The 26,976-nt window shown below is 63.4% G+C and carries 28 protein-coding genes; 17 read left to right on the top strand and 11 right to left on the bottom strand.

Features of this window, described 5'->3' with window-relative positions; genetic code table 11:
* The first annotated feature begins 11 nt into the window (after positions 1-11).
* Entirely contained in the window at positions 12-1,283 is a 1,272-nt protein-coding gene (locus tag KIH77_RS03825) for an alpha-amylase family protein (RefSeq protein ID WP_219099860.1), read from the top strand.
* Positions 1,284-1,325: 42 nt separating this feature from the next.
* Here the strand turns inward: KIH77_RS03825 and KIH77_RS03820 are convergent, their stop codons facing one another.
* Positions 1,326-2,153: a histidine phosphatase family protein gene (locus KIH77_RS03820; RefSeq protein ID WP_219099773.1), complete on the bottom strand. Its 828-nt coding sequence runs from the start codon at positions 2,151-2,153 to the stop codon at positions 1,326-1,328.
* Between the two features lie 263 nt (positions 2,154-2,416).
* Between KIH77_RS03820 and brnQ the strand changes: the two genes are divergently transcribed.
* Positions 2,417-3,760 (top strand): branched-chain amino acid transport system II carrier protein, encoded by a 1,344-nt coding sequence (gene brnQ / locus KIH77_RS03815; RefSeq protein ID WP_219099859.1) that lies wholly within the window; start codon positions 2,417-2,419, stop codon positions 3,758-3,760.
* 57 nt (positions 3,761-3,817) lie between these two features.
* Here the strand turns inward: brnQ and KIH77_RS03810 are convergent, their stop codons facing one another.
* Complete coding sequence (locus tag KIH77_RS03810) at positions 3,818-4,528, bottom strand: SDR family oxidoreductase (RefSeq protein WP_219099858.1); 711 nt, start codon at positions 4,526-4,528, stop codon at positions 3,818-3,820.
* A 195-nt stretch (positions 4,529-4,723) separates the two neighbouring features.
* Between KIH77_RS03810 and KIH77_RS03805 the strand changes: the two genes are divergently transcribed.
* Together KIH77_RS03805 and KIH77_RS03800 are read left to right on the top strand one after the other, a co-directional pair.
* Entirely contained in the window at positions 4,724-5,512 is a 789-nt protein-coding gene (locus tag KIH77_RS03805) for a sulfite exporter TauE/SafE family protein (protein ID WP_219099772.1), read from the top strand.
* Positions 5,513-5,650: 138 nt separating this feature from the next.
* Entirely contained in the window at positions 5,651-6,496 is an 846-nt protein-coding gene (locus KIH77_RS03800; RefSeq protein ID WP_219099771.1) for a sulfite exporter TauE/SafE family protein, read from the top strand.
* Positions 6,497-6,526: 30 nt separating this feature from the next.
* Here KIH77_RS03800 and KIH77_RS03795 read toward each other — a convergent pair whose 3' ends face one another.
* From KIH77_RS03795 to KIH77_RS03785, 3 genes are read right to left on the bottom strand one after another with little or no spacing between them, the layout of a single operon-like run.
* A complete protein-coding gene (locus KIH77_RS03795; protein WP_219099770.1) occupies positions 6,527-7,210 on the bottom strand; it encodes a haloacid dehalogenase-like hydrolase in 684 nt (227 codons plus the stop codon).
* Positions 7,210-8,001 (bottom strand): nucleoside triphosphate pyrophosphohydrolase, encoded by a 792-nt coding sequence (locus KIH77_RS03790; RefSeq protein WP_219099769.1) that lies wholly within the window; start codon positions 7,999-8,001, stop codon positions 7,210-7,212. The genes KIH77_RS03795 and KIH77_RS03790 overlap by 1 nt, the downstream gene beginning before the upstream one ends.
* A 28-nt stretch (positions 8,002-8,029) precedes the next feature.
* Positions 8,030-8,446, bottom strand: a complete 417-nt coding sequence (locus KIH77_RS03785; RefSeq protein WP_219099768.1) for a peptide deformylase — start codon at positions 8,444-8,446, stop codon at positions 8,030-8,032.
* Positions 8,447-8,553: 107 nt separating this feature from the next.
* On the opposite strand from KIH77_RS03785, the gene KIH77_RS03780 reads away from it, so the two are divergent.
* Genes KIH77_RS03780 through KIH77_RS03770 form a run of 3 tightly spaced genes read left to right on the top strand, consistent with a single transcriptional unit; the run spans position 8,554 to position 10,870 of the window.
* Positions 8,554-8,919: a phage holin family protein gene (locus KIH77_RS03780; protein WP_219099767.1), complete on the top strand. Its 366-nt coding sequence runs from the start codon at positions 8,554-8,556 to the stop codon at positions 8,917-8,919.
* Between the two features lie 5 nt (positions 8,920-8,924).
* On the top strand, positions 8,925-9,887 hold the full coding sequence (gene mmuM, locus KIH77_RS03775) for a homocysteine S-methyltransferase (protein ID WP_308283199.1): 963 nt from the start codon (positions 8,925-8,927) through the stop codon (positions 9,885-9,887).
* 14 nt (positions 9,888-9,901) lie between these two features.
* Positions 9,902-10,870 (top strand): GNAT family N-acetyltransferase, encoded by a 969-nt coding sequence (locus KIH77_RS03770; protein ID WP_219099765.1) that lies wholly within the window; start codon positions 9,902-9,904, stop codon positions 10,868-10,870.
* A 33-nt stretch (positions 10,871-10,903) separates the two neighbouring features.
* Here the strand turns inward: KIH77_RS03770 and KIH77_RS03765 are convergent, their stop codons facing one another.
* Positions 10,904-12,067: an MFS transporter gene (locus tag KIH77_RS03765; protein WP_219099764.1), complete on the bottom strand. Its 1,164-nt coding sequence runs from the start codon at positions 12,065-12,067 to the stop codon at positions 10,904-10,906.
* Positions 12,068-12,227: 160 nt separating this feature from the next.
* Complete coding sequence (locus KIH77_RS03760; RefSeq protein ID WP_219099763.1) at positions 12,228-12,848, bottom strand: helix-turn-helix domain-containing protein; 621 nt, start codon at positions 12,846-12,848, stop codon at positions 12,228-12,230.
* A 159-nt stretch (positions 12,849-13,007) separates the two neighbouring features.
* On the opposite strand from KIH77_RS03760, the gene KIH77_RS03755 reads away from it, so the two are divergent.
* The 5 genes from KIH77_RS03755 (at position 13,008) to KIH77_RS03735 (ending at position 17,767) form a co-directional block, all read left to right on the top strand.
* Positions 13,008-14,543, top strand: a complete 1,536-nt coding sequence (locus tag KIH77_RS03755; RefSeq protein WP_219099762.1) for an MFS transporter — start codon at positions 13,008-13,010, stop codon at positions 14,541-14,543.
* Between the two features lie 203 nt (positions 14,544-14,746).
* Positions 14,747-15,022 (top strand): AbrB/MazE/SpoVT family DNA-binding domain-containing protein, encoded by a 276-nt coding sequence (locus tag KIH77_RS03750; protein WP_219099761.1) that lies wholly within the window; start codon positions 14,747-14,749, stop codon positions 15,020-15,022.
* Positions 15,023-15,047: 25 nt separating this feature from the next.
* Positions 15,048-15,440, top strand: coding sequence for a PIN domain-containing protein (locus KIH77_RS03745; protein ID WP_219099760.1), 393 nt, complete (start codon positions 15,048-15,050; stop codon positions 15,438-15,440).
* 226 nt (positions 15,441-15,666) lie between these two features.
* Positions 15,667-16,329, top strand: a complete 663-nt coding sequence (locus KIH77_RS03740) for a TetR/AcrR family transcriptional regulator (RefSeq protein WP_219099759.1) — start codon at positions 15,667-15,669, stop codon at positions 16,327-16,329.
* Between the two features lie 166 nt (positions 16,330-16,495).
* On the top strand, positions 16,496-17,767 hold the full coding sequence (locus KIH77_RS03735; protein ID WP_219099758.1) for an MFS transporter: 1,272 nt from the start codon (positions 16,496-16,498) through the stop codon (positions 17,765-17,767).
* A gap of 177 nt (positions 17,768-17,944) precedes the next feature.
* Here KIH77_RS03735 and KIH77_RS03730 read toward each other — a convergent pair whose 3' ends face one another.
* Together KIH77_RS03730 and KIH77_RS03725 are read right to left on the bottom strand one after the other, a co-directional pair.
* Positions 17,945-18,247, bottom strand: coding sequence for a HigA family addiction module antitoxin (locus tag KIH77_RS03730; protein WP_219099757.1), 303 nt, complete (start codon positions 18,245-18,247; stop codon positions 17,945-17,947).
* Positions 18,219-18,506, bottom strand: a complete 288-nt coding sequence (locus KIH77_RS03725; protein WP_219099756.1) for a type II toxin-antitoxin system RelE/ParE family toxin — start codon at positions 18,504-18,506, stop codon at positions 18,219-18,221. The genes KIH77_RS03730 and KIH77_RS03725 overlap by 29 nt, the downstream gene beginning before the upstream one ends.
* A 564-nt stretch (positions 18,507-19,070) precedes the next feature.
* Here KIH77_RS03725 and KIH77_RS03720 point away from each other — a divergent pair.
* Entirely contained in the window at positions 19,071-20,351 is a 1,281-nt protein-coding gene (locus tag KIH77_RS03720; RefSeq protein ID WP_219099755.1) for a Fic family protein, read from the top strand.
* A gap of 314 nt (positions 20,352-20,665) precedes the next feature.
* On the opposite strand, the gene ychF is transcribed toward KIH77_RS03720, so the two are convergent.
* Positions 20,666-21,760 carry a redox-regulated ATPase YchF gene (gene ychF, locus KIH77_RS03715; RefSeq protein ID WP_219099754.1) on the bottom strand — a complete coding sequence of 365 codons (1,095 nt, stop codon included), beginning with the start codon at positions 21,758-21,760 and terminating at the stop codon, positions 20,666-20,668.
* A 492-nt stretch (positions 21,761-22,252) separates the two neighbouring features.
* Between ychF and KIH77_RS03710 the strand changes: the two genes are divergently transcribed.
* From KIH77_RS03710 to KIH77_RS03695, 4 genes are all read left to right on the top strand, one after another.
* The gene (locus tag KIH77_RS03710; RefSeq protein ID WP_219099753.1) at positions 22,253-22,912 is read left to right on the top strand and encodes an amino acid ABC transporter permease; all 660 of its coding nucleotides are present in this window, start codon (positions 22,253-22,255) and stop codon (positions 22,910-22,912) included.
* Entirely contained in the window at positions 22,893-23,621 is a 729-nt protein-coding gene (locus KIH77_RS03705; protein ID WP_308283195.1) for an amino acid ABC transporter permease, read from the top strand. The genes KIH77_RS03710 and KIH77_RS03705 overlap by 20 nt, the downstream gene beginning before the upstream one ends.
* Complete coding sequence (locus KIH77_RS03700) at positions 23,614-24,396, top strand: amino acid ABC transporter ATP-binding protein (RefSeq protein WP_274607433.1); 783 nt, start codon at positions 23,614-23,616, stop codon at positions 24,394-24,396. The genes KIH77_RS03705 and KIH77_RS03700 overlap by 8 nt, the downstream gene beginning before the upstream one ends.
* 98 nt (positions 24,397-24,494) lie before the next feature.
* Complete coding sequence (locus KIH77_RS03695) at positions 24,495-25,337, top strand: transporter substrate-binding domain-containing protein (RefSeq protein ID WP_219099752.1); 843 nt, start codon at positions 24,495-24,497, stop codon at positions 25,335-25,337.
* A 186-nt stretch (positions 25,338-25,523) separates the two neighbouring features.
* On the opposite strand, the gene KIH77_RS03690 is transcribed toward KIH77_RS03695, so the two are convergent.
* Positions 25,524-26,954: an alpha/beta fold hydrolase gene (locus KIH77_RS03690; protein ID WP_219099751.1), complete on the bottom strand. Its 1,431-nt coding sequence runs from the start codon at positions 26,952-26,954 to the stop codon at positions 25,524-25,526.
* Positions 26,955-26,976: the final 22 nt, after the last annotated feature.

Raw genomic sequence — 26,976 nt, 5'->3', positions numbered from 1 at the left:
CCACCCACGCCATGCCTGACTGGGTGCGTCACGGCATCTGGTGGCATGTGTATCCGCTGGGGTTCGTGGGCGCGCAGATCCGGCCCGAGGGCGGACGCCGTTTCCTGGGACGCGGCCTCGACTCGCTGGTGCCGTGGCTCGACTACGTCCGTGACCTCGGCGTCTCCGGGCTGTTGCTCGGCCCGATCTTCGAATCCTCCTCGCACGGCTACGACACCATCGACCACATGCATGTGGATATGCGCCTCGGTGGGGACGAGGCATTCGACCGGCTCGTCGCCGCCTGCCGCGACAGGGGCCTGCAGATCATCCTCGACGGTGTGTTCAACCATGTGGGCCGTGAGCATCCGGCCGTGAAGGCCGCCCTCGACGGCGACGAGAACAGCCCTTGGGCCGGTCTGGTGAAGGTCCGCGCCGGCGAGGACGGCAGCCCCGTGCTGGACGTGTTCGAAGGCCATGACCGTCTGGTCGACCTGGACCACGACTCCCCCGCCACCGTGCGGTATGTGGCCGGGGTGATGAACCATTGGCTCGACCGGGGCGCCGCCGGCTGGCGGCTTGACGCCGCCTACGCCGTCGATCCGTCGTTCTGGGCGAGGACGCTGCCCGCCGTACGCGAACGCCACCCGCATTCGTGGATCTTCGGCGAGGTGATCCACGGCGACTATGCGGGGATCGTCAGGGACTCCACCATGGATTCGGTCACCGAATACGAACTGTGGAAGGCCGTGTGGTCAAGCCTGAAGACGAGGAACTACTACGAGCTCGACTGGACGCTGGGGCGGCATAACGGCTTCCTCGACGCGTTCGTGCCCCAGACGTTCATCGGCAACCACGACGTGACACGCATCGCCAGCCAGGTCGGCGCCGACAAGGCGGTGCTCGCGCTCGCCGTGCTCATGACCGTGGGCGGCACGCCCAGCATCTACTACGGCGACGAGCAGGGATACACGGGCGTCAAACGCGAATGCCTCGGCGGCGACGACGACATCCGTCCGATGTTCCCCGACTCCCCCGATGAGCTGTCGCCCCTGGGCGAGGCGATCTATAGGGCCCATCAGGACCTCATCGGACTGCGCCGCCGCAATCCGTGGCTGGTCGAGGCGCGCACGCAGACGCTGCGGCTGGAGAACGAACGGTACGTCTATCGTGCGGTCAGCGCCGACGGACGGCATGGCATCGTCGCGGACTTCGACATCGCCTCCCGCCCGACCGTCACCATAACGGACGGCGCAGGGACGGTGCTGTATCGGTATGAGGGGCGCGTCGGCGGCGACGCCTGACGTCGGCGGCGACGCCGCCCGACGGAATTCCCGTCGCCCCCGTCACTTCGCGTATTGTTCGAGATGCGGGTCGACGGAATGGACCACGTCCACGAGGTCGCCGTTGCTGAGCATGGGCTTCTGGAATTCCCGCCACGGGTCGACCTTCACCTCCCAGCGGCCGATCGACTCGTTGAACACGGGCCGCGCCGTCTGCTCCCAGCGCACGCGCCGCGAGGTCCGTCCGGTGCTGGGGTCGCGGCGCGAATAATGCAGGCACGTGCAGTTGGTGATCGTCCACGCGTCGTCTGAGGTGCGGCGCAGGAACTCCTCGTCGGAGATGTCCTCCAGGGTGAGCATGAGCGCGAGCATGAAGTCGCCGTGCGATACGGCCACCACGGATTCCGCCTCGGCGCGGCGGTTCAGCGAGGTGAGCAGGTTGTGCACGCGGTCCTCGGCCACGTCGGCGATGGACTCGCCCGCCGGCGGACGCCAATACAGCGGGTCGGTGTGCTTGAACATCCAGTTGCGCGAATAGTTGGTGCGGAACTCCTCCTGCGTGATGGTGTTGATCTCGCCCCAAGAGCGTTCGCGCAGCACGCGCGTCTCCTCCCACCGGGCCTTCGGCAGCGCCATCGTGGCGGCGGTCTCGCGCGTGCGCACATACGGCGACACCAGATAGCGGTCGAACAGCGGCTGCTGCGTGACCAGCCAGCGTCCGATGCAGTCGGCCTGCTTGCGGCCGGTGGCCGTGAGCCTCCACGAACGGTCCGGGACCGTCACGTTGTCCTGCGTGTAGAGCGAGTTGTCGCCCTGCTCGCCGGCCTTGACGATCACGTTCGCCTCGGATTCGCCGTGGCGGATGACATACAGATCCAATGGCATTCCCATGCCCGTTACCTCTTTCACCTATCGGCATCGTGCCGGGGCGTCGATGCCCCGTATGTGGTATTCAGCGTAGTCGATGCCCGTCGCGGTCCCGCTGCCGGATGATGGAACCTTTGGTGAAATTCTCGGAAAATCCGGTTGACTGCGTGTCGTCCGCTCGGAACAATGGGAACCCGCATACCGAACGAGGAGGGACGATGACCGCAACAACCAACGGAGCCATCGAGAAGGCCACCGGGCATCATGCCGACGGGGGGCGGCGTGATATGCGGCGGCTCGGCCTCAAGGCCCGTCTGCTGATGACGTTCACGTTCTTCTCGATGTTCTTCGGCGCCGGCAACCTCATCTTCCCGCCGTTCGTCGGCGCGCAGGCCGGTTCCCGCACGCCGGTGGCCGCGGCCGGGTTCATCGTCTCCGCCGTGGGCCTGCCGATTCTCGGTGTGGTGGCCGTGTCGCTCGCCGGCGGGTTCGAACGGCTGGCGGATCGCGTCTCGCCAAGGTTCTCGCTGGTGTTGGGCATGGCCATCATCCTGACCATCGGCCCCTGCTTCGCCATTCCCCGCACGGCGACCACGTCGTTCGAGATGGCGGTCGCGCCGTTCGCCGGCGGGGCGCCCGGCTGGCTGGTCCAGCTCGTGTATTCGTTCGTGTTCTTCGCCGTGGCCTTTCTGTTGGCCCAGCATCCCGAACGGCTGTCGAAGACGCTCGGACGGTTCATGGGCCCGCTGCTGCTGATTCTTATCGCCGTGCTGTTCGTCGCCTGCGTGGTGCGCCATACCGGCGGGTTCGCCGCGCCGATGGGCGATTATACGAAGGGGCAGGTCTCACGTGGCTTCCTCGACGGCTATCAGACCATGGACCTGCTGGCGGCGCTGTACTTCGGCATCGTGATCTCGGCGAACGTACGGTCGCAGGGCATCGGCGACGAGTCGCAGGTGCGGCGGGAGACCGCGTTCGCCGGCGTCGGCACCGGCGTGCTGCTCATCATGATCTACGGCGTGCTGGCCTATGTGGGCGCCGTCTCCGGGTCCGTCGCCGCAGTGGACCCCGCGCATGACACCGGCGCCACGGTGCTGACGAACCTGACCGCCTCCCTGTTCGGCCCGTTCGGCACCGCGTTCGTGGGGCTGGTGTTCGTCATCGCCTGCCTGAACGTGTGTACGGGCCTCATTTCCACATGCGGCACGTACTTCCAGAACCGGTTCCCCGTGGTCGCCGGCCGCCGTGTGCGGTACCGAACGTGGAGCGCCGTGTTCGCCGTGTTCAGCTTCGTGGTGTCGAACGCCGGCCTGAGCATGATCATCAAGGTGTCGGTTCCGGTGCTTTCGGCCCTGTATCCCATGGCCATCGTGCTGGTGGCGCTGACCCTGTCGCATCACGTGTTCGCGTCCCGTTTCCCGCGCGTGTACTTCTGGACGGTGCTGTTGGTCGGTGTGGTCGCGGCGCTCGGCTGCGTCTCGAGCCTGGCCGCCGTGTTCGGAGGCTCGCTGCCATGGCTGGATGCCGCACTTGGCCTGCTGCCGCTGTATGACGCCCAGCTGGGCTGGCTGACGCCGGCCGCGACGGGCGTCGTCATCGGCATGGCCGACAGCGTCGTCCGTCGGCGATAGTCGGTCGTCGGCCGCCGATCGCGTTCGTCGGAGACGGTGGCCGACACGTCGGGGGCGTCAGCGGTAGTTGCGTTCGATGAGGATGTCGGAGACGGTGAGATTGGCGTCGTTGACGAGGTTGAGCAGGATGACCTGCGCCAATTCGGCCGGGCTCATGAACGTGTGCTGCTTCTCCAACGACACGTAGTCGTGGCTCTCGCGGTAGAAGTCGGTGTCGATGCCGCCGGGGTACACGCCCACGACCTTCACACCGCTGCCCTTGTAGGCGGCCTTGAGGCTTTGCGTGTAGCCCTTCTCACCCCATTTTGCGGCGCAGTACACGGACTCGTTCGCGTTGCCGCGCGTGGCGGCGGTGCTCATGACGTTCGCGATTTTGAGGTCCTGCTCCCCCGTGGCGCGCAGCGTCTCCACACTCCACAGAATCATGCCCTTGAGACCCTTGAGGCATTTGTCCACGTCGGCGGCCTCGTATTTCGTCGGCTCCTTGAACGACGGCTGCCCGGCGTTGTTGACGAGCAGGTCGATGTGGCCGATTTCGGCGATCTCGGCGACGGACCGTTTGACGAACAGTTCGTCGGATACGTCGCCGACGAATCCCCGGTATGCGTCGGCGGGAAACTCGCGGGAGAGTTCGACCTGCCGTTTCTCGTTGAAGTCGATGCCGGCGACGAACCAGCCCTTGGCGATCAGTTGGCGGGTGAGCTCGTAGCCGAGGCCCATGGCGCTGCCGGTGACGATGGCGAGACGCTTTCCCGTGGTCGTGCTCATGATGTTCCTTCCGTGATTATCCGGATTATCGGATTGCCGGTTGCGGCCGTCGCCCGACGTCCATGCCGGGCGCGGCGTCTTCTTCTTGATGATAGCGCCGGGTTCCACGTTACGGCCGGACATTGTCCGTGCCATCGTCCGGGTATTATCATCGATTGCGTTTTATCCATCATGACGTTATCGGACGGGAGCCTCATGACCATTGCGGGAATCCCGATCGTCACGCTGCTGCTGGTGCTGCTCGCCGGGGTGGGCACCGGATTCGTCGGCTATGCGACCGGAGCGGCGTCATTGGTCTCCTACCCCGCCCTGCTGGCCATCGGCGTGCCACCGGTGCTGGCGAACACCACGAACACCGTCGGCATGCTGGGCACCGATGCGGGCGGCATCCTTTCCGCACGCAGTGAGCTTTCCGGCCATGCGCCCCGTGTCGCGGCCTACGCGCTCATCGGGGTCGTCGGCGGCGCCGCGGGCGCACTGTTGCTGACCGAGCTTCCGCCTTCCGTGTTCGAATACCTTGCGCCGCCGCTCATCCTGTTCAGCGCCATCACCATCGTGGTCAGACCCGGCAAGCGCATCGCCGACGACGGCAGCCCCGCCCCGGGAAGGGACGACATCCGTCATGATTCCTGGTGGATGTGGCTGGGGGTGTCGTTCGCCTGCGTCTACAACGGGTATTTCGGCGCGGGCGCGGGCACGCTTACCATCGCCGTGCTCGGTCTGGGGCGTGTCGGACGGTTCCATGAAATCAATGCACTGAAGACCGTCATCGGATTCGGATCGAACGTCACCGCCGCGGTGCTGTTCATCGTGCGCGGCTCGGTGAACTGGCCGTATGCCCTGGCGCTGGGGGCCGGATGCTTCATTGGCGGCGCGATGGCGCCGCCCGTCACCCGTCGCATTCCCGCAGTGGCGATGAGGGCCGTCACCATGGTCGCCGGCGTCATCCTCGCCGTTGTGCTTGGCTGGAACACATACCGCTGACGTGGACGGCGCCGTTCACACCGCGGTCCACGTTGCGGTCAGCCATTCGACCGGACGGCGGCGAATGGCTATGCTCACATGATGTTCCTCACCAATTCCTAACGGAATCCTTACGGTTCCTATGCGCTGGAGGCTATCATGACCCTTGTCGGAGTTCCCGTCGTGACATTGCTGCTGGTGCTGCTCGCCGGCATCGGCGCCGGATTCGTCGGCTACGCGGTGGGTGCGTCGTCCTTGGTCTCCTATCCGGCACTGCTGGCGCTGGGCATCCCTCCGGTGCTGTCGAACACCACGAACACCGTGGGCGTGGTGGGCACCGGCGTAGGCGGATGCCTCTCCGCACGCAAGGAACTGCATGGGCATCGGGCCCGCGTCATCATCTACGCCGTCATCGGCGTGGTCGGAGGTCTTGTCGGCGGCCTGCTGCTGCTTGAACTGCCCGCCTCCGTGTTCGAATACCTGGTGCCTCCGCTGATTCTGTTCAGCGCGGTCATCATCGCGTTCAATCCGAAGGAACGCGCCCATGCCCGCGACTCCGTGGGCAAGACGCTGGGACCGAATTCGGCGCAGGCCCGCGAAGCCACCGAGCGCGAGCTGGCCAGACCGAAGGACGACGTGCGCAAGGACCCGTGGTGGATGTGGCCGGGCGTATGCTTCGTCGGCATCTACAGCGGGTATTTCGGCGCCGGGGCGGGCACGTTCGCACTGGCCATCCTCGATCTCGGCCGCATCGGCGAGTTCCATGAGATCAACGCGCTGAAGACCGTCATCGGGTTCGGGGCGAACATCACCGCCGCACTCATGTTCATCGTCCGGGGTTCGGTGAACTGGCCGTTCGCCATCGCCCTGTGCGCCGGCTGCTTCATCGGCAGCTACATCGCCCCGCCGATCACCCGACGCATCCCCGCCCGTATCATGCGCGCCGCCGCCGTGCTCGCCGGCGTCATACTGGCCGTGAAGCTCGGCTGGAGCACGTATCTGTGACTCGTCGCCGGTCCTGCGGGGCCGTTCGGCTTACTTGACCCGGGTGATGATATCCCCTTTGACCATGAACCCCTTGCGGGCCATGTCGATCATGGGCTGGTCGAATGCGCTGTCGGTGTAGAATTCGTCGATCGTCACGTCGTCTCCGAGCACCTCGCGCAGACGTTTCGGCTTGTTCGTGTTGAAGTTGAGATAGGAGACCGTCAGCGTCCGGGGATCGATGGTGGACGAAATGAGCGTGCCGACGCCGAGACGGCGGCATGCCTCCCCCACGGTCATGTCGAATGACGCGGTGAGGATCACATCGTCCGGCCGCGGCTCATACCAGGGTTTGATCTTATGCATGTTGCGGTCCCAGAACGCGTTGACCAGCGCCCGGAGAGGACCGGTCATCGATTCGAGTTCCCTGGCGGAGGCGTCGCCGGCCATCACGTCGTCGCCGAGTCCGGCGTTCATCGCTTCGGTCAGCGCGCCGACGCGCAGATCGTCGACCTTGCGCGAGGAGGCGAGGTCCTTGAGATATTTCCCCGTGACCTTGCCCACGCCGCGTTCCATCTGTTCGAGCGTGGCCTTGCCCAGCTTGTATTTGATGGCGTATCGCAATACGGGCGCAAGATGGCGGAAGACCCGCAGGTCGTAGCGGGCGCTGAACAAGTACAGGTCGAAGAGGCTTTCGCCGTCGTATATGGTGCCGTCGAAGTCGAAGACCCTCATCACCGCTCCCCATGCCGCCTGGCTTCGGCCTCGCGCTCGGCGATGCCGGCCTCCACGTCGCGCAGACGGTTGCGCAGCGCGGACTCCACGTCGACGCCGTCGGCCTGCGCGCGACGGATGACGGCGAAGATGTCGTCGGCGTAGGCGTCGGACCTGGAAGCCGACGCGTCGTCCGGTCCGTCGAACGCTTCGAACAAATCATCGGCATGTGGTGACTTCGATACACGCGAGACGACCTTCGCGGCGCGCAGGAACGCGCCCTGCGTATGCGAGATGCCGTCGAGCACGGACTTGCGGTGCTTCTCCTTCTGCTTGACCTTCTCCCATAGGGCGAGCGTGGCCTCCGGGGATTCGGGGCCGGTCTGCGTCCCGTCAGCGCCATCGGCGTCGTCGGGGACGAACACGTGCGGATGCCGGGTGATGAGCTTGTCCACGAGCCGGTCGGCGACCTCGTCGATGCCGAACGGGTCGTCGGGGTCGGTTTCGCATACGCGTGCCTGGAACACGGACTGGAGCAGCACATCGCCGAGCTCCTCGCGCATGTTGTCGCGATCGTCGGTCTCGACGGCGTCGATGTACTCGTAGGTCTCCTCAAGCAGGTGCTTGAGCAGCGTGCGATTCGTCTGCCTGCCATCCCAAGGGCAACCGCCGGGCGAGTAGAGGATGTCGACGATGGCCTTGACCCTGTCAAGCGCGGTCTTCGCCTCGACGACGGGCCTAAGCTTCGAGCAGTGCTCGAATCCCGCGGGAAGCCGATAAGCCTCGGATTCACGTATGATGGTTTCTGTCATATTGGTTAAGCTCCTGTGCCTGTTGCTCTCAGATGAGTATGCCGTCGCAATGATCCACTTCATGTTGGATGATCTGCGCGGTGTAGCCCTCGAAACGCGCGGTGCGTTCGCGCCATCGGCGGTCCCGATAGGTGACGGTGATGCGGCGGTAGCGTGTGGCGCTCCGCTCCCCCGCCAGCGACAGGCACCCTTCGCTCGCCTCATACGGTTCCGCCTTGGCGACGATCTCGGGATTGAACATGACCATGCTGCGTCCGGTCAGGTCGTCGGCGAAGACGATGATGCGCCTGCCGACGCCGATCATGTTCGCCGCCATGCCGACGCACTCGTGCGCATGGGCGTCGAGCGTATCCCTCAGGTCGTCGCCCACCGCGAGGTCGTCCTGCGTGGCCGGCGCGGACACCCTGCCCAGGAACGCCTCGTCCTTCATGATCGGTCGCTGCATACGTTCGTCTCCTTGTTCGCGGTCCCATCGTTCCGTCCACCAACCAATGTAGCAATCGGCGACGAACCGGCGATTCACCGCGGGGACGACCGTGGCATAATCGGGGTATGAGTCGCTTTCTTTCCCGATGGCTGGTATTGACGATCGCGGCGGGCGTCATGGTGGCGCTGCTGCCCGGCATGGAGGCGGTGGGCGAGCCGCCGGTCCTCGGCGTCGCCGCGTTCTCCCTGTTCCTGGCGCTCATCAACGCCTCCATCAAACCGGTCGTCCAACTCATCGCACTGCCGATATCCATCCTGAGCTTCGGTCTGTTCGCGCTGGTGCTCAACTGGCTGTTCATGGAGCTTGCCTCATGGCTGGCGATGTCGCTGTTCGACGTGGGCGTGATCATCCACGGGTTCCTGTGGGCCGTGCTCGGCTCGTTCATCATGGCCATCGTCTCCGGCATCGTCGATGCCGTCATCGGGGACTGAACATCATGATGTCCCATATGACGCCCCATGCCTTGACAGGGGCCCTTGCCATGCGGTCGCCACTGATCGTGGACGGGGCGATGGCGACGGAGCTGGAGAAACGCGGCGTGGACACGGCGAACGCGCTGTGGTCGGCGATGGCGCTGATCGACCGCCCCGACGCCGTGCGCGACGTGCATCGCGCCTATTTCGAGGCCGGCGCGAACATCGCCATCACCGATTCGTATCAGGCGAACGTTCCTGCGTTCGAAAGGCTGGGGCTATCGCACGCGGAGGCGGAGAGGCTGATCGCCGTCGCCGCGGAGGAGGCCATCGCCGCACGCGAGGAGTACCGGGCGTCGCATATCGGGGACGAGATCGCCGGCCGGCCGCTGCTCATCGCCGGCAGCGTCGGGCCGTATGGCGCGTTCCTGGCGGACGGCAGCGAATACACGGGCGACTATGCGATGTCGGACGCGGAGTACCGCAATTTCCACCGGCCGCGCATGCGCATACTCGCCGACTCCGGCGTCGACGCGTTCGCATTCGAGACCATGCCGAATCTGGGTGAGGCCCGTGCGCTGGCCGGGCTGCTGGCCGACGAGTTCCCCGGCATGGAGGCGTGGGCGTCGTTCAGCCTGCGCGATGCCGGGCACCTGTGCGATGGCACGGCCGTCGAGGACGCCGCATCCGCATTGGGGAACATCCCCCAAATCGCGGCGATCGGCGTCAACTGCATTCCTCCGGACATGGCCGAGGACGCGGTCCGGCGTCTCCACGAGGCAACGGACCGGCCCGTCATCGTCTACCCGAACAACGGCGACGTCTATCATCCCGAGACGAAGACGTGGACGCCGCATCCCGTCGGGACGGGCATCCCCCGGTTCGCGCCGCAATGGCTGGCGGCGGGGGCGTCGCTGATCGGCGGATGCTGCCGCACCACGCCCGACGACATCCGCGCATTGTCCGCACTCGTACGCGAACGATAGACTACCGGCCTATCATGGCAGTCGTGGACATCATCATCAGGCACGCCACGCCCGTCGACGTCCCCCGGCTGAAGACGCTCGTCGACGACGCATACGGCGTATATCTCGATCGGATGGACCGTCCCCCGGCCCCCATGCTGAAGGACGGCAGCGCGGACGTCGCCGCCGGACGGGTATGGGTCGCCGTCGACGGTCATGATGCCGGCCATGTCGGCGATGCGAAGGTCATATGCGGCCTCATCTGCATGCATCCTGTGAACGATGCCTTGTTCATCGAGAACGTCGCCGTCGATTCGCCGACCCAAGGACGTGGCGTCGGACGCAGGCTGCTGGAATTCGCGGAACGCCATGCCGACCAACTCGGCCTTTCACGAATCGCGCTCTATACGAACGAGCTGATGACCGAAAATCTGCACATCTACGCGCATCTGGGATTCCATGAGACGGCGAGACGCGTCGAGGACGGCTATCACCGCGTCTTCATGGAGAAGCCCATCCACGACGAAGCACGCTCATCGCATCATACGGAACAACCACGAAAGGACATCATCATGACCATCACGCCCGACGAACTCATCGGCACCTGGGAAATCGTCTCCTACACGCTCACCCGCGACGACGGGACGGTGTTCCATCCGCTGGGCGAGGATTGCGAGGCGTATCTCATCTACACGGCCGACGGACACGTTTCGGCGCAGATGTCGGCCACCGGGCGTCCCGCATACGCCTCCCGCGACCTGCATGAGGGCACGACGGAGGAGATGGCCGCGGCCGCGCACGGCTATGTGGCCTATTGCGGCACCTATACGTTGGATCTTGAGCATTCGAATGTCATCCACAACATCGAAATCAGCATGAACCCCACATGGGAGCATCAGTCGCAGGTGCGGCACGTCGACTATGACGGCGAGCTGCTCACCATCACCGCCGACGTCAACACCGCCAGGCTTGTCTGGCGCAAGGCCCGCCGCAGCATGGAGTAGGACGCACCCGACAGACAGGGGCCGCCGCCAAGCTCAGCCGCGCGTCTCCTTCCGTTCGTAACGCAACGCGAACGTGGCCAGCAGCAGCACGGCGGCCACGGTGAACGGCAGTCCGGCGAGTCCGGTGAAATGGTAGTCCATGCCGGACGCGGTCAATGCCATGCCGCCGACCAGCGAGCCGACGGCGTTGCCGCCGTTGAAGCCGATCTGCACGGCGGCGCCGCCGATGAGCTCTCCCCCGCCCTTGCCGGCGTCGGCCATGAGCAGCATCTGCGGGCCGTTGATGAAGAACAGGCCGAACGCAATCCAGAACGTGAGGATGGCGCAGGTCACGAGGTTTCCGGGGACGAGGAACACCAGAAGCAGGCCCACTGCGGAGATCGCCTGTCCGGCGGAGGCGGTCGCGGCATGCAGCCATCGGTCGGCCAGATGGGAACCGGCGAGGCCGCCGACGACCATGCCGAATCCGGCGAGCATCATGAGCAGCGGCACGAATCGCGAATCATAGCCGCCGGTCTTCTGCAGCCATGGGGAGACGTAGCTCCACCAGCAGAATACGCCGGAGTTGCCGACGAACACGGCGCCAAGCACCAGCCACGGGCCCGGTTTGGCGAGGAAGCGGAACTGTCCGGCGAGACCGGCGTCGGGCACGGCGGGGATGAGCGGCATCCACGCCAGCGTGAGCACGATGGTAAGTGCCGAGCCGAGCGCCAGAATCACGAAGGCGAGTCGCCAGTCGAGGTATTCGGCGAGCAGGGTGCCGGCGGGCACGCCGAACATGTTGGCGATGGTCTGACCGGTGACCATCACGGACACGGCCTTGCCCTCATGCCCCTTGTCGGCGAGCGCTTTCGCGATGACCGTGCCAGTGCCGAAGAAGGCGCCGTGCGGCAGTCCCGCGATGAATCGGGCGATGACGAGCACGATGGCGTTCGGCGCGGCCGCGCTCAGGGCGTTGCCGACGAGGGCGAGCGCCATGAACAGTATGACCAGGTGCTTCGGGCTGGTTCTGCGTCCGAAGACGAGCATGGTCACGCCGACGCATACGCCGATTGCGTATGCGGAGATGAAGTGGCCGGCCGTCGGTATGGAGACGTGCGTGGCCGCGGCGGCTTGGGGCAGGATGCCCATCATGACGAATTCGGCGGCGCCGAGCACGAACGCTCCCGCGGCGATGGATAAGAGGCTCTTCTTCACGGTTGTCGTTTCCTTGGTGTCGTTGCTCGGCGTCGGTTCCGGATACGATGCCCTTTTTGGCGGATGTATGCGGAATATATTGCCGGCTTGGATATATATGCCAAATGATAGCGTTCACAATCGTCGTTTCCGGCATTCGCATGTCGCGGATGCCGATGTCCTACAGGCCGGTCGCGGTTCGCGCCCGCCGCTCGTAATGGTCGACGAGCGGAAGGAACAGCTCGTCGACCACGGTGATGATGTCCGTTTCGGACAGGGGCCGCATGTCGCGGAGGATGGACGCGCGCCCGAGCTCCCCGGGCATGCGCAGCAGTGATTCCGGCAGCTCGCAGGTGATGTCGCCCCGCGCCAGCGCGTTTTCGACGGCCATCATGATGCTGGGCTGGTCGCTGATCATCGTCCGTTCGTATAGTTCGTGGGCGCTGACGCCAAGCCAGTCGGCGTAGACGCCGAACTTGGCCAGCGCCATCACCGCGTCGGACTGCTTGATGTTGAGCTGGCGGAGAATGGAGATGACGTCGCCTCTGAGCGACCCCGTGTTCGGGCGTTCGATGACGGCACGGCCCCGATGCCGCCTCATGGCGGCCACGAACAGTTCCGTACGGTTCGGCCATCGGCGGTACAGCACCGGTTTGCTGGTATGCGCCCTGGCGGCCACGTTGTCGAAGGTGAACTCCTCGGCGCCGCACATGGACAGCTGCTCCCATGCCGCCTCCAGGATGGCCTCTTCAAGGACCTTGCCCCGGCGACGTGTTCGCTTCGGCGCGGTGTTCGCTTCCATGATCATCTCCATACGCGGCGTGGGTGTCGTTGCCGAATGTGGTTCCCGTTGATTGACCACACCGCCTTTTACAAGATACCACGGCGTTTCTTATTTACGGATATCTATAATCATGCATGGTTCATAAGAAACTTATTGGTATCTTAAGCGGGTTGGATTATGGATGAAACAAACGAGAAGAGCCTGAACGAGAAGGGGCAGAAGAGCCTGAGCCGCTCATTGGTCTGCCTGTGCGCGGCCGAGCTGGTGATGATGGTCAACACCACGGCGTTCAACGTGGCGCTGCCGAACATCGCCGAGTCGTTGGGCGCGGGCATGGCGGAACAGCAGTGGATCGTCTCCAGTTACAATCTGGTGTTCGCGGCCGTGGTGCTGCTGGCCGGATTCATGGGCGACCGGCTCGGCCATCTGCGGACCATGCTTGTCGGACTGGGCATGTTCGTCGTCGCATCCGCGATTGGTCTTGCGGCCGGGAACGTGCCGGTGCTGCTTGTTTCACGATCGATCATGGGCGCCGGTGCGGGCGTGGTCATCCCGATGGGCCAAGCGTTGCTCGGGATTCTGTTCCGCGGCCCCGCACTGTCCCGCGCCATGACCGCATGGGCGATAGCCGGCACCCTGGGCGTGCCGTTCGGTCCGCTCGTCGGCGGGGTGCTCACCACGACGCTGGGGTGGCGCGGCATCTTCGGATTCGATGGCGTGGTGTTCCTCGCCGTGATTATGGTCATCCGCATGAACGTCCCGCGGGCGGGCGGACCGCGCAAGTCCCGGTCGCTGCATGTGCCGTGGCTGTCGGTGGCGATGATGTTCGCCGGGTTCACTTTGTTCTCCGCCGGTCTGGTCAACGCCCAGCATGGCATTCTGGCCACAGACGCCTGGATTCCAATGACGGTCGGCGCCGTGCTGACCGCGGCATTCGTGCTGCACGACCGCATGTCCCGTAACCCGTTGATGGAACTCGGTTTGATGAGGGACCCGTCCTTCGGGGCCTGTGCACCGGCGTTGATGATGCTGAACTTCTCGATGTACGGCATCATCTTCATCATGCCCGCCTATCTGGAGACGGTGCTGCGCCATGACGCGCTGATAGGCGGCATGCTGCTGATGCCGCTGGTCGTCGCGTCCATCGTGGGAGCCCGGGTGAACGGCTGGATCGTCTCCCGGATCGGCTCACGTGGCACGAGTCTGCTGGCCTTGGGATGTCTGGCCGCCGGCATGCTGACGATCGGCGCCGCCATGTGGTGGCCAGACGTAACGATGAGGCAAGCTACGGTGTTGCTCGGTCAGATCGTGGCCGGCTTCGGATTGGGCGCCGGCCAGCCGGCGATGCTGACCTGGGCCATGGGCCGAGTACCGGTCGGGCAGTCCGGCGCCGGCTCCAGTCTGCTGACCGTGTTCCGCCAATTCGGATCCATCATCGGCGTGGGAATCTTCGGCAGCATCCAGAGCGGGCTGTACGCGGCGGGATTCCGCAATCTCGCACTGCCAGTCGGACTGAACCCGCAATCCGCCGGCTCCGTGACGCTGGACTTCCAGCGGGCGGCTGGATTCGTGGGCGCTGCGGGCAATATGATGCGGCAGGTGGCCTCCCGCGCCTATGAATCCGCGATGACCGGCAGCTTCGCCGTGGCGGCTGCGGTCATCGCCGTCACCCTCGGCATAGTCGCCCTGATATCCCGCAAAGCGTCGCGGTAAAGTTTAGTCAATGACACGGGTATGCATTCCCGTTTTCGCATCCTTGCAAACAATACGAAAGCGACCTTGCACCGCACGATCCTTTTGACAGGGTAAGTTGCATGGCATATTGCCATGCCATTTCTCTCCTGCGGGATTACTCCTTGCTTACATAGCAAGTGTAATAATGATAGTAAGGATTTCATTACTTAAGGAGGTTTATCATGAGCGTGGTAATGGACGTGGCCAAAGTGACGGCCAAGGGACAGATCACCATTCCCGCTGACGTGCGCGAGGCCGTCGGCATCCGCGAGGGCGACAAAGTCGTGTTCGTGCGCATGGATGACGGCAGCGTCTCATTGCGCAGCTCGAACCTCGAAGCACTGACGAGGGCGCAGGCCGGCTTCGACGGCGCAGCAGAGGAGGCAGGGCTGAACGGCGAGGACGGCCTGACGAACCTCATCAAGGCGGCGCGCCGAGAACGAGCTGTCGGACGGTGAAGCATGCGCGTGATGATCGACCAACGTGCTGCTGTCCGCCGTAATCTTCAGATCGTCCAATTCTGTCGGGGTGATCGTTGACGCCGGGCGCGGTGACAACACGCTGCTGTTGTCCACGTACACAATTGACGAGGCGCGCGATGTGGTGGCCCGCAAATGGCCGGCTCGTACCGGTGTGCTCGAACAGTATCTGTTCGAACTGAGCTTTGAGACGGTCGTCACGCCATTGACGCCGAAGCCCGGCCTGTTCGAGATACGCGATCCGCTCGACTATCCGGTGCTGTATTCGGCGATTATCGGCGCGGCGGACGTGTTCGTGACCGGGGATAGGGATTTCGACGACGTGACGATTTCCAGCCCCGCGATCGTCTCTCCGAGCGAGTATATGAGCATCTTCGCCCGGTACAACGAAGAATAGCCTCCGAACCGCATCGTATCGGCTGCGATAGGCCGGGGGCGTTGTCGTGTCAGGCGACTTTTACAGCGCGGGTCTTGAACTTGAACTCGATGCCTTACTGGTTTTCTTCGTTCTGTGTTGCCGCGGATGTTCAATCGCATCGTACGATGACTCCTTCGACCGTTTGACAGACCGACCGGCGGTCTGTATACTTCGTCGAAGACAAGACGAAAGGTGGACCATCAGTATGGCGCGCATTATGCATCCCGGAGACACCGAGCGGCGAATCCTCGATTCCGCCCGCAGGCTCTTCGCCGAAAAGGGCTACGAGAAGACGTCCGTCCAGGACATCCTGGACGACCTGGGGCTGTCCAAGGGCGGACTCTACCACCATTTCAAATCGAAGGAGGCGATCCTCGACCGGCTGAACGCCGACGAGTGGACTACCACCGCGCGTCTGCTCGACGAACTCGTCGGGCGCAAGGACATGAGCGCGCTCGAGAAGCTGCGCGCGCTCATCGTCTCCGCCCTGGACACCCCCGACCACCTGGACCTCGTTCGCTCCCAGCTGGCGCTTCTCAAGGATCCCGCATTCTTCACGACGAACATGCGCTTCTGGTCGACGAGGCTGCCGGAGTCCTTCCGCTCGCTCATCGATATGGGCGTGCAGGACGGTTCCATTCCCACGGCATACCCCGAGGAGGCGGCGCAACTGCTCTCCCTCCTCGGCAACTACTGGCTCATGCCCTGCTTCTACCCTGCCAGCCGCGCCGATCTGGAACGCCGCATCCGCTGCCTCGCCACGATGCTCGACGCCATCGGCGTGCCGGTGTTCGACGAGACGCTCATCCGGCGCGCGGTCAGGGGCCTCACGGCCCTGATGCCGGAAGGAGGGACGGCGTCCGCATAGGCGGGCACGTCCGAATGTACTGTCTCGTACATCCTGACACCCCAAACGGCGAAACGTTCCCACGCCTTTGCCCTAATTGTAGTCTTGTCACCATAACAGACCGACGGTCGGTCTGTTCAGCGGGCATGACTTGACCAAGGAACCAACAGAAAGAAAGGAATCCACGATGACGAACGCACCCGAATACACGGCCCGACTGCAAAGGGACCGGGCCGCGGATCCTCTTCACATACGCGACTTCCACCTGCTCGTCGCGGGTCTCGGCATATCGCTCTTCGCCAACCTCATGCTGCGGTTCGCCATGTCCATGTGGGTGCTGGACGAGACCGGCTCGGCGGCGGCGTTCGCCTCCATTCTCACGGCGAGCATCCTGCCCACGATTCTGCTTTCGCCACTCGGCGGCGTGGTGGCGGACCGCACGAACCGCCGGACCGTCATGGTGGCGCTCGACGCGCTCTCCGCCGTGACGGTGCTCGTCTGCGCGGCGGTCTTCTCGGCCATCGGTTTCAATCTGGCGACGATAGCCGTGATGCAGGTTGTGCTCGCCGTGCTCGACGCCATGGAGACGCCCACGGTGCAGGCGGCGCTGCCGCAGATGTTCCGATCCCACGGCGAGGACGTGATGCGCCGCGCAATGGCCGTGGTGAACGTGGTGAACCAGACGAGCACGCTCGTGCCCGCCGTGCTCGGGGGCGTGTTGTATGCGGCGGTGGGCGCGATGCCCATGATGGGCATCGCGGTCGTGGGGTTCGGCGCGGCAGCCGTCGTGGAATGCTTCATCCGGCTTGGCGCTCCCGAACGCGGCGACGATGGTCATGTCGCCGTGCTTGACGACCTGTGCGCGGCCGGACGGTTCCTCACCCGCGAACGTCCTCATGTGCTGCATCTGGTGTTGATCTGCGCCGCGCTCAACTTCCTGGTGACGGGGTACGCGGAGGTCGGCTTCCCCTACATGGTGCGGACCGTGCTGGGGTTCGGATCCACGGCGTACGGTCTCGCGTACGGTCTCGTGGGAGCATCCGGTCTGCTCGGCGCGCTCGTCGGCGGGCGGGCCGCGAGGTCGCTTTCCATGCGGAGATTCCCGATGGCGATCGCCGCCTTCTCGTTCACCGTCCTGCCCCAGACGCTCGTCATGACGCTTCCCGCAGGTGGAGGTGCGCGACTCGCGGTACTCACGGCGAGCACCTGCGGCACCATGGTCGCCATCACCCTCGCGAATCTCATTGCCGTGCCGGCGATACAGATGGGCTGCCCCGAGGACATGACAGGCAAGGTGATGTCGCTCGCGCTCTCCGCGAGCATGTGCGCCCAGCCTCTCGGACAGATCGCATACGGCTGGGCATACAGTGCCTACCCGGCGGGGGCGGTCCTGGCGACGACGTTCGTCCTGGCCGTTGCGATGCTACCGCTGGTCACACACGTGGCGCGGCGGTTCTAGGACGGGATCCCATCACCTTCGCTCTGACCAATTGAGCTACCGAAGTGTGGATATGCGAACGGCCGCATCAATCATGGTGATATCGGCCGTTCGCGTCATTCCCGTACCGTAGGTATAAAAATCACCACTGTGATCACGCATACGACGATAGTGGTCATTTTGTCAAGCGTCCCGATGTCAGGCATCCACGAGCGGGCGGATGTCGCCCAGAGTGTTGGGGTCGAAGGTCAGCAGATCGTAGTCGGTCTGGAGGTTCGCCCAGAAATCGGGCGTAGTGCCGAGCGCCTTGCCGAGCCGCCATGCCATGGGGGTGGTGATGCGCCGCTTGCCGTTGACTATCTCGCCTATCGCGGTCTCGCTCACACCGATGCTTTTGGCCAGGCGATAGCGGCTGATGCCGAGCGGCTGGAGGAATTCCTCGTCAAGGATCTCACCCGGGGTGCTGTAGTAGTTATTTGTGGTAGTCGTCGAAGTAGACATCGGTCGCCTCCTTGTTGTCATCATCCCACTTGAACACGATTCGCCATTGCTGGTTGATACGGATGCTCCAATGGCCTTTCAGATCGCCCTTCAACGGTTCAAGCCTGTTGCCCGGCGGCACTTTGAGGTCGTGCAGTTCGTGCGCGGCCTTGAGCATCTGAAGCTTGCGCATGAGGACGCGTTCGAGGCCGGCCGGGTACGTTTTGGGGTATCGACCTCCGTAGAGGAAGTTATTGAGCTCCCTGTCTCTGGTTCTCATGAAACGATACTAACACGCCACGTTAGTATCGTCAAGCGGAAGTAAAGAGCCATGATGGCGAGCGTCTCGTCCAACGGATTGTTGTACAGGTTGATGATGCCGAGTGTGTCCGAGATGTTCGGCCCCGGCCTGCATGAGGATCTGGGGCGAACTCGCGGTTCTTCGGGATCGTGCGCCACTCCAGCCAAGCGGTGAGCTTCGCGTATACAAGCAACTGGGCACAGTATAGACAAAGGCCTCGGAACCGCAACGACCCCAAGGCCTGCAACGTTATCCGGCAATCATCACTTGCTCACGTTGAACTTGAACTCAAGCCATGTCACCATATGGCATCAAGCCGAAACCAACTCGCCGTGAGCAGAGTACTCGTATGAATGCTCATACAAGTAAGTGGGCGAGATATCGATGTCGCCGTCGCATCAGCACCGACCACTGCGATCCAACAGAACAACAGTGATGAAATTGATATCGGTCATACCATTGACGGCTTTTGTTTGACTTGTTTCTGTTCCTATCTTATAGTTTCTATAATTTAGAAATGATTCAGGAACGTGAGTCGTGGTGATGGATATGAGATATAAAAGTTTGGCGAGGGCGTTCCACGCCGACAGGACGAATGACGTCTTCAACAACCACGCGAAGCTCGCCCGACAACGGCTCGAGGCGGACTCCACATTCAGAACCGGAATCGTCACTCCCCTAGGCGAACTGTTCGCCACCACACCACGAGAGACATCCATGCTCACGGAAAAGATACTTCTCGCGGAACGGCGGGTGTCCCGGCTCTGGAATCAGATCCCCGGCGTCATGCGCTGGGATTACATACGGCATTCCATCAGCGAGGAGCTGTTCGCCACCAACGAGATGGAAGGCGTGCGCAGCACTCGCAAGGAAACACGGGAAGCCGTGGACGCGGCCGACAAGGCGCGGAAGGACGGAGACGTATCCAAAGCGCGGTTCAGCGAATTCGCCAAGCTGTACCTGAACCTCACCGACAAGGATTCCGCGCTACCGGTGGGAATCGCGGACATCCGCGATATCTACGACAAGGTCGTGCTTGACGAAATCGACGAGCACGACAAGCCGGACGGCGAACTGTTCCGGAAAGGCGACGTGGAGATACAGGGTCCGCACGGCCTTGCGATCCACAACGGGGTCAAAGGAGAAGGCAACATCGGCGCGCTTTTGACGAGCATGATCCACCTTGCGACATCCGACGAGATTCCCCGGCTGCAGTCGGCCATCATTTCTCACTTCCTGTTCGAATACGTCCACCCGTTCTATGACGGCAACGGCAGAACAGGCCGGTATCTCCTGGCCCTCTACCTGAACCACGACCTGACCATGCCCACCGTGCTGTCGCTGTCCCGCATCATCGCGGAGAACAAGAACGCCTACTACAAGGCGTTTACGGAAGCGGAGGACAAACTCAACTGCGGGGAGCTCACGTTCTTCGTGAACACCATCCTCGGATTCATCCACAAGGCCCAGAACGAGCTGATCGACGAGCTCGAGGTCAGGGTCGACCAGCTCGACAAGGGACGGACGGTCTGCGACCGACTTGAACACAAGCACGGCTTGTCCGCCAAAGCGGTCTCGATACTATATGGCGTAATCCAGGAAGAAATGTTCGACTCGACCAAGTCCATGACGCTGAACGATGCCGCATACCACATCAGGCTATCCAAGCAAAGCGCAAGAAAGTACATCGAAGAGCTCCTAGAAGCGGGGCTTGTCGTCCAGTCCGGAAAACGCCCCTTGAAAATACGGGCGTCGGCATCGCTGAAGAGCATCTTCGAAACCGGAACGGACAAGGACGCCGAAGAGCGCGGTGACAAACGATAAAACCCGGCATCAGCCCTTCAGCTGGCCGTACAAACACGAAGGCGAGACATCGATACCCCCATTGCGCCAAGTCAGGATACCGTGGTTATCGCAAGCAATCGGCAGACATACAGTCTTGGTCGCACAATAGGATTCAATCAATAGCAGCCTTCCACGCCTCCTTACAGCGCGCAACCCGGAAGGCTCTTTTCATATTCCAAAGGCACCAAAAGGCACCGATGAATCTCACGAAAAACCGTGCCGCGATGCCACACTATAGACAAGGGCCTTGGAACCATAACGATTCCAAGGCCCTCGACATTACCCAGCAATCACTACTTGCTCACGTTGAACTTGAACTCGACGATGTCGCCGGGCTGCATGACGTAGTCGCGGCCCTCCTGGCGGAGCTTGCCCTCCTCCTTGATCTCGTTCATCGAGCCGTTTGCGGCGACGAAGTCGTCGTAGGAGACGATGTCGGCCTTGATGAAGCCCTTCTCGAAGTCGGTGTGGATGACGCCGGCGGCCTGCGGTGCGGTGTAGCCCTTGTGGATCTGCCAGGCGCGCACCTCCTTCTCGCCGGCGGTGAGGAAGGTCTGCAGGCCGAGGATGTCGAAGCCCACACGGGCGAGCTGGTCGAGGCCGGATTCCTTGAGCCCGGCGTCCTCGAGCATCTCGCGGGCGTCCGCCTCGTCGAGCTCGGTGAGGTCGGCCTCGAACTGGGCGTTGAGGAACACGGCCGGCGCGGGGGCGACGGAGTCGGCGAGCTTCTTCTTGAGGTCGTCGTTCTGCAGTTCGTCGTCGTCGACGTTGAACACGTAGATGAACGGCTTCGCGGTGAGCAGGTGCAGGTCGTAGAGGTCGTTCTTGTCGATCTTCTTGGCGGCGGCCGCATGGTCGATGGTCTCGCCGGCCTCGAGGATCTCCTTGGCCTTCTTGACGGCGTCGAAGTACGCGGGCTCGATCTTCTTGCCGCGCAGGTCCTTCTCGAGCTTCGGCAGGGCGTTCTCGATGGTCTGCAGGTCGGCGAGGATGAGCTCGGTGTTGATGGTGTCGATGTCGTCGGCGGGGTCGATCTTGCCGTTGACGTGCACGATGTCGTCGTCCTCGAAGGCGCGCACGACCTCGCAGATGGCGTCGGCCTCGCGGATGTTGGCCAGGAACTTGTTGCCCAGGCCCTCGCCCTCGGACGCGCCCTTGACGATGCCGGCGATGTCGACGAACGTGACGGTGGCGGGCACGATCTTCTCGGTGTGCACGAGCTTGGCGAGCACGGGCAGACGCTTGTCGGGCAGCGGGACGATGCCGGTGTTCGGTTCGATGGTGGCGAACGGGTAGTTCTCCGCAAGCACGTTGTTGCGGGTCAGCGCGTTGAACATGGTGGACTTGCCGACGTTCGGCAGACCGACGATTCCAATAGTTAAAGACATGTCTCCCAGTCTAAGGGTTCGAGGGACATCGACGACCTTGACGTCACGTCATGCGGCGCGACGTCAGGAAGACCCCTATAAACGCCGTTTATAGGAGGTAATCATGTTTCTTATAACGAAATTCCGGCGTCGCAATTGCGACACACCAAAGTTTTGTTATGGTAGTTATCGATTTGCTGATAGCACGTCATAAATGATGTCCATAACCGCGGGAGGACCCTTCATGGGTCCGATGCTTCGACGGCCGGCGTATGCCACGTCCGAACGTCAATGACCGCAACGATTATCGACGGACGGTCGACGACGGCGGATGCCGTACGCCGACCGTCCGCCCTCGTCCCCGAAGGCCTTCGGACCCGAGTCCCCGGGTGCGGGCGCGTCCTTCGGACGGTCGAAAAACCCGTATGGTATTCACAGACGTTTTCAAGAGAAAAGACTCATGCAAAGCAAAGAGACAGAGACAAGAATTCACGGAACGGAGGAGGGTTCACGATGAGCTGGCAAGTCATCCAACAGGCCCTTCCCCTGTTCCGCAAGGCCTTCGTGCTGACGCTCGAGCTTTCGGCCATCGGCGTCGTGCTGGCGACGATCCTGGGCCTGGTCATCGCGCTGGTGCGCGAATACAAGGTGCCGGTGTTCTCCCAGATCTGCGCCACGTTCGAGGAACTGCTCCGCAATACGCCGCTGCTGATTCAGCTGTTCTTCCTGTATTACGGGTTCCCGTCGATCGGCATCAAGCTCAGCGCCCAGGCATGCGCCATCATCGGCATCTCGCTGCTTGGCGCGGCGTACATGTCCGGCGCGTTCCGCGGAGGATTCAGCGGCATCCCGACCATCCAGGTCGAATCCGCCAAGGCGCTGGGCCTTTCCCCGCTGCAGATGATCCGTCACGTGACGCTCCCGCAGGGACTGACGCGCAGCGTGCCCGCAGTGGCCGCCAACGCGATCTTCCTGGTCAAGGAAACGTCGGTGTTCACCGTCATCGCCGTGCCGGAACTGACCAACACGGCCCGCGACCTCATCGGCATGTACTACCGCACCGACGAGTACCTGCTCATGCTGGTGGTCGCCTACGCCATCATCCTCATCCCGTTGTCCGTCGTGCTGACGCTGCTCGAAAGGAGGGTCCGTCGTGGTACTTTCGGCGATTGATTCCGCAACGACCGTGCTGGCCGCGGACTCCGGCTGGACAATCCTGTTCACGGGCGACAACCTCACCCGACTGCTCGGCGGCCTGTGGACGTCGGTGAGCGTGGCCGGACTGGCGCTGGTCTTCGGCATCCCGCTCGGCGTCGTGCTCGGCGCGCTGCGCATCATGCACAATCCGGTGCTGCGCGCCGTGCTGCGCCTGTATCTGGAGTTCTTCCGCATCATCCCGACGCTGGTCATCCTGTTCCTCTTCTATTACATCCTGCCACGCGAGATGGGCGTGCAGGTGGACGGCGAGACCATCGCCGTGGTGGCGTTCGGCCTGTGGGTCGCGGCCGAGATCAGCGACGTCGTGCGCGGCGCGCTCATCTCCGTGCCCGAGCATCAGGTCGACGCCGGCAAGGCGCTCGGCATGAACGGGCTGCAGCTGCTGTGGTACGTGCGGCTCCCCCAGTCCATCAACCTCATGGTCCCCGCGACCATCAACCTGGCGGCGCGCGTGATCATGACCACGTCGCTGCTGCTGCTCATCAGCGTGATCGACGTCATCACCGTCGGTCAGCAGATCATGGAGGCGAACCGCATGGCCCACCCGGATTCCGCGTTCTGGGTGTACGGATTCGTGTTCCTGCTGTATTTCATCGTGTGCTGGCCCCTGGCGATGATCGCCCGGGCCCTGGAGAAGCGTGCCAAGGAGCGTAACAATGGCTGACCCGAACAATTTCGGCCCGAACGACGACGAGATCCTGCTGTCCGTACAGCATCTCAAGAAGTCCTACGGCAACCACGAGGTGCTCAAGGACATCAGCTTCGACGTGCCGCGCGGCAAGGTGTTCGTGCTGCTCGGACCCTCCGGATCGGGCAAGTCCACGCTCATCCGCTGCCTCAACGGCCTCGAGACCATCCAGGGCGGCACCATCGCGTTCAAGGGCAAGCCCATCGACGGCACGGAGAAGACCTGGCGCAGGCTGCGCACCGAAATCGGCATGGTGTTCCAGAGCTACGACCTGTTCCCGAACCTCACCGTGGCGCAGAACATCCTGCTCGGCCCCACCAAGGTGCAGAAACGCCCGAAGGACGAGGTCGAACGCCAGATGGACAAGCTCCTCGCCGACGTGCAGCTGAGCGAATACAAGAACGCCTACCCGCGCGAGCTTTCCGGCGGCCAGAAGCAGCGCATCGCCATCGTGCGCGCGCTGACCATGAACCCCGAGCTCATGCTGTTCGACGAGGTCACCGCCTCGCTCGACCCGGAGATGGTGCGCGAGGTGCTCGAGCTCATGCTCGGCCTGGCCGAACACCACATGACCATGATCGTGGTGACGCATGAGATGGAGTTCGCCCGCCGCGTGGCCGACACCGTGCTGTTCCTCGAGAACGGCGTGATCCTGGAACGCCAGTCGGGGCATGACTTCTTCACCCACCCCGAGACCGACCGCGCGAAGGCGTTCCTCGACAGCATGGCGCCGATCAGCGACGAGGAATAGCGCGGGCCGTCCGACGACGGCCGCCGACGCGTCCGCGCGGACCATATAACAACCAAGTTTTTTCTAAAGGGATTCATCACACAGAGAGGACAGTATCGATGAATACACTCAAGAAGATCGTCGCCGGCGTGCTGGCCGGTGTCACCATGATCTCGCTCGCCGCCTGCGGCGGCTCCAGCAGCTCCGACGGCTCCTCCTCCCAGCAGGGTCAGACCGTCGAGCAGATCAAGAAGGCCGGCACCATCCGCATCGCCACCTTCGGCGACCTGCCGCCCTACGGCTACGTGAAGAACGACGGCACCCGCGCCGGCTACGACGTGGCGCTCGGCAACCAGATCGGCAAGGACCTCGGCGTCAAGGTCGACTGGGTGCAGGTGAACGCCGACGGCCGTGTGGACGCGCTCAAGTCCGACAAGGTCGACCTCGTGCTCGCCAACTTCACCGTGACCGACGAGCGCAAGCAGGTCGTCGACTTCGCCAGCCCGTACATGAAGGTCTCCATCGGCGTGGTCTCCCCCGACAAGGCCAAGATCACCAGCGCCGACCAGCTCAAGGGCAAGACCCTCGCCGTGACCAAGGGCACCACCGCTGAGACGTTCTTCACCCAGAACTACCCCGACGTGCAGCTGCAGAAGTTCGATTCCAAGACCCAGCAGTTCCAGGCGTTCAAGGACGGCCGTGTCGCCGCCCTCGCCGACGACAACACCTACCTGTACGCGTGGGCCAAGGACAACAAGGGCTACACCGTCGGCGTGAAGACGCTTGGCGAGGAGTCCACCATCTCCCCCGCCGTCAAGAAGGGCAACAAGAGCCTGCTCGACTGGACCAACAAGGAGATCAAGACCCTCACCGACCAGGGCTTCTTCGAGAAGGCCTACCAGACCGAGCTCGCGCCGAGCTTCACCAGCGACATCAAGCCGGAGGACGTCATCATCAAGTAAACCATGTGATGATGCTCATGGCATGAGGTTCGGCCTAGCCACATAGCGATAGCAAATCGCCGTGGGATTCCAATCATGGAGTCCCACGGCGATTTGCTATTGACGGCCGTCGTGCGGACCGTCACCCCATCCGACCGGCCGAAGCCGGCCACCTTCCCCTCAAGGGGAAGGCAAAAAGCCGGAGAATCATTGCAGGTCGGCGAGGTCGCCGCGGTTCAGCGCCTCCTCGTACAGGCGGCGGAACACACGCGTGCCGTGATGCACACCGTCGTGCTCGAACTCATTGGTCACCCACGCGTGGGCGTTGCCGACGCGGGAGAGCGTGTCGAGCTGCATTCCCGAATCCACGTACATGTCGTCGTGGTAGACGGCGGCCTGCAGCGGCACGTCGTTGCGTTCCAGCTGGGCGGCGTCGTAGATCCGACCGAAGCGCGTGTCCTCCATGAGCAGGTCCACGGCCGGTTTGAACGGCTTGAGGGAGCTGTCCTCGTCGAACATCCACGGGAACACGGCCTCGCCGGTGAACATGAGCGGACGGGCGTCCACGCCGAAATCGGGATGGCGTTCCAGCTCATGCTGCGCGGCCCAGCGAATCGGATGATCGAGTTCGCCGTCCGCGTAGATGAACTCCTGCAGCGGCCAGTAGAGAGGCCTTTCGTACGATGCCGTACGCGCCAGCACGTTCATGAGGAAGCCCGTGGAAAGCGCCGCCGGCTCCTGGCCATACGCATGGTCTGCGTGCGGGACGCCGGATTCGTCGTCCTCGGGCAGAATCGCCCCGTCTCCCCCGGTGAATGCCTGGTCGACGAGCCAGTGCAGCCGTTCGAAGCTCGGCTTCATGCCGAAGTCGCTGCCCAGCATCTGCAGACGGTTCACGGAGAACGGGTCGCCGTTGGGCAGCGCGACGTCCCCCTGAGCCAGCCGGTCGGCGATGGCGGCGACCCTCCGCACATCCTGCGGATAGCGTTCGTAGTACTGCCGGGTCTTCATGGCCATGCGCGGGAACGTGTGCGCATACACCTCGGCCGCGTCCGCCGGCACATGCGGGATGCCGCCCGTGGTGAACGAGGCGGCCAGACCATGCGGGTACAACGACAGGTACGTGAGCGTGAGGAACCCGCCGTAGCTCTGCCCGAGGCTTGCCCAGCGGGCGCCGCCGAACGCCTTGAGCCGCAGGTATTCGAAATCACGGATGATGGAGTCGGCGAGGAACAGTTTCAGGTAGTCGGCGGCCTGGCGTGCGTCCATGCCGGCGATGGTCTGCGAATCGATGCGTGAGGACCGTCCGGTGCCACGCTGGTCGGGCAGGACCACGCGGAAGTGTTTGATGGCCTCGGCGATCCAGCCGTCGTCGTCCGGGCCGAGCGGTCGTGGGCACTGGCCTCCCGGCCCGCCCTGCAGGAAGACCAGCAGCGGCTGGTCGTCATGCACATGCTCGGGCGCGCACAGCACGCGGTAGAACAGGCCCAGCGTCGGCGGAACCCCATCCGGACCGGTCTTCGGTAGGCCGGAACGCAGGACGTCGGCGGGATCCGCCCCTCCCCAGTCGGTCGGCACGACGATGGAATGGTCCTCCACGTAGAGGCCCGGCACATAGTATCTCCCCAGCAATGGCATGGTATACGCTCCTTGTTCGTGA

Origin of the sequence: Bifidobacterium pluvialisilvae (assembly GCF_019331695.1) — a bacterium.
In the GTDB taxonomy this organism is placed as follows: Bacteria; Actinomycetota; Actinomycetes; order Actinomycetales; family Bifidobacteriaceae; genus Galliscardovia; species Galliscardovia pluvialisilvae.
This window is presented reverse-complemented; position numbering and strand designations above follow the sequence as displayed.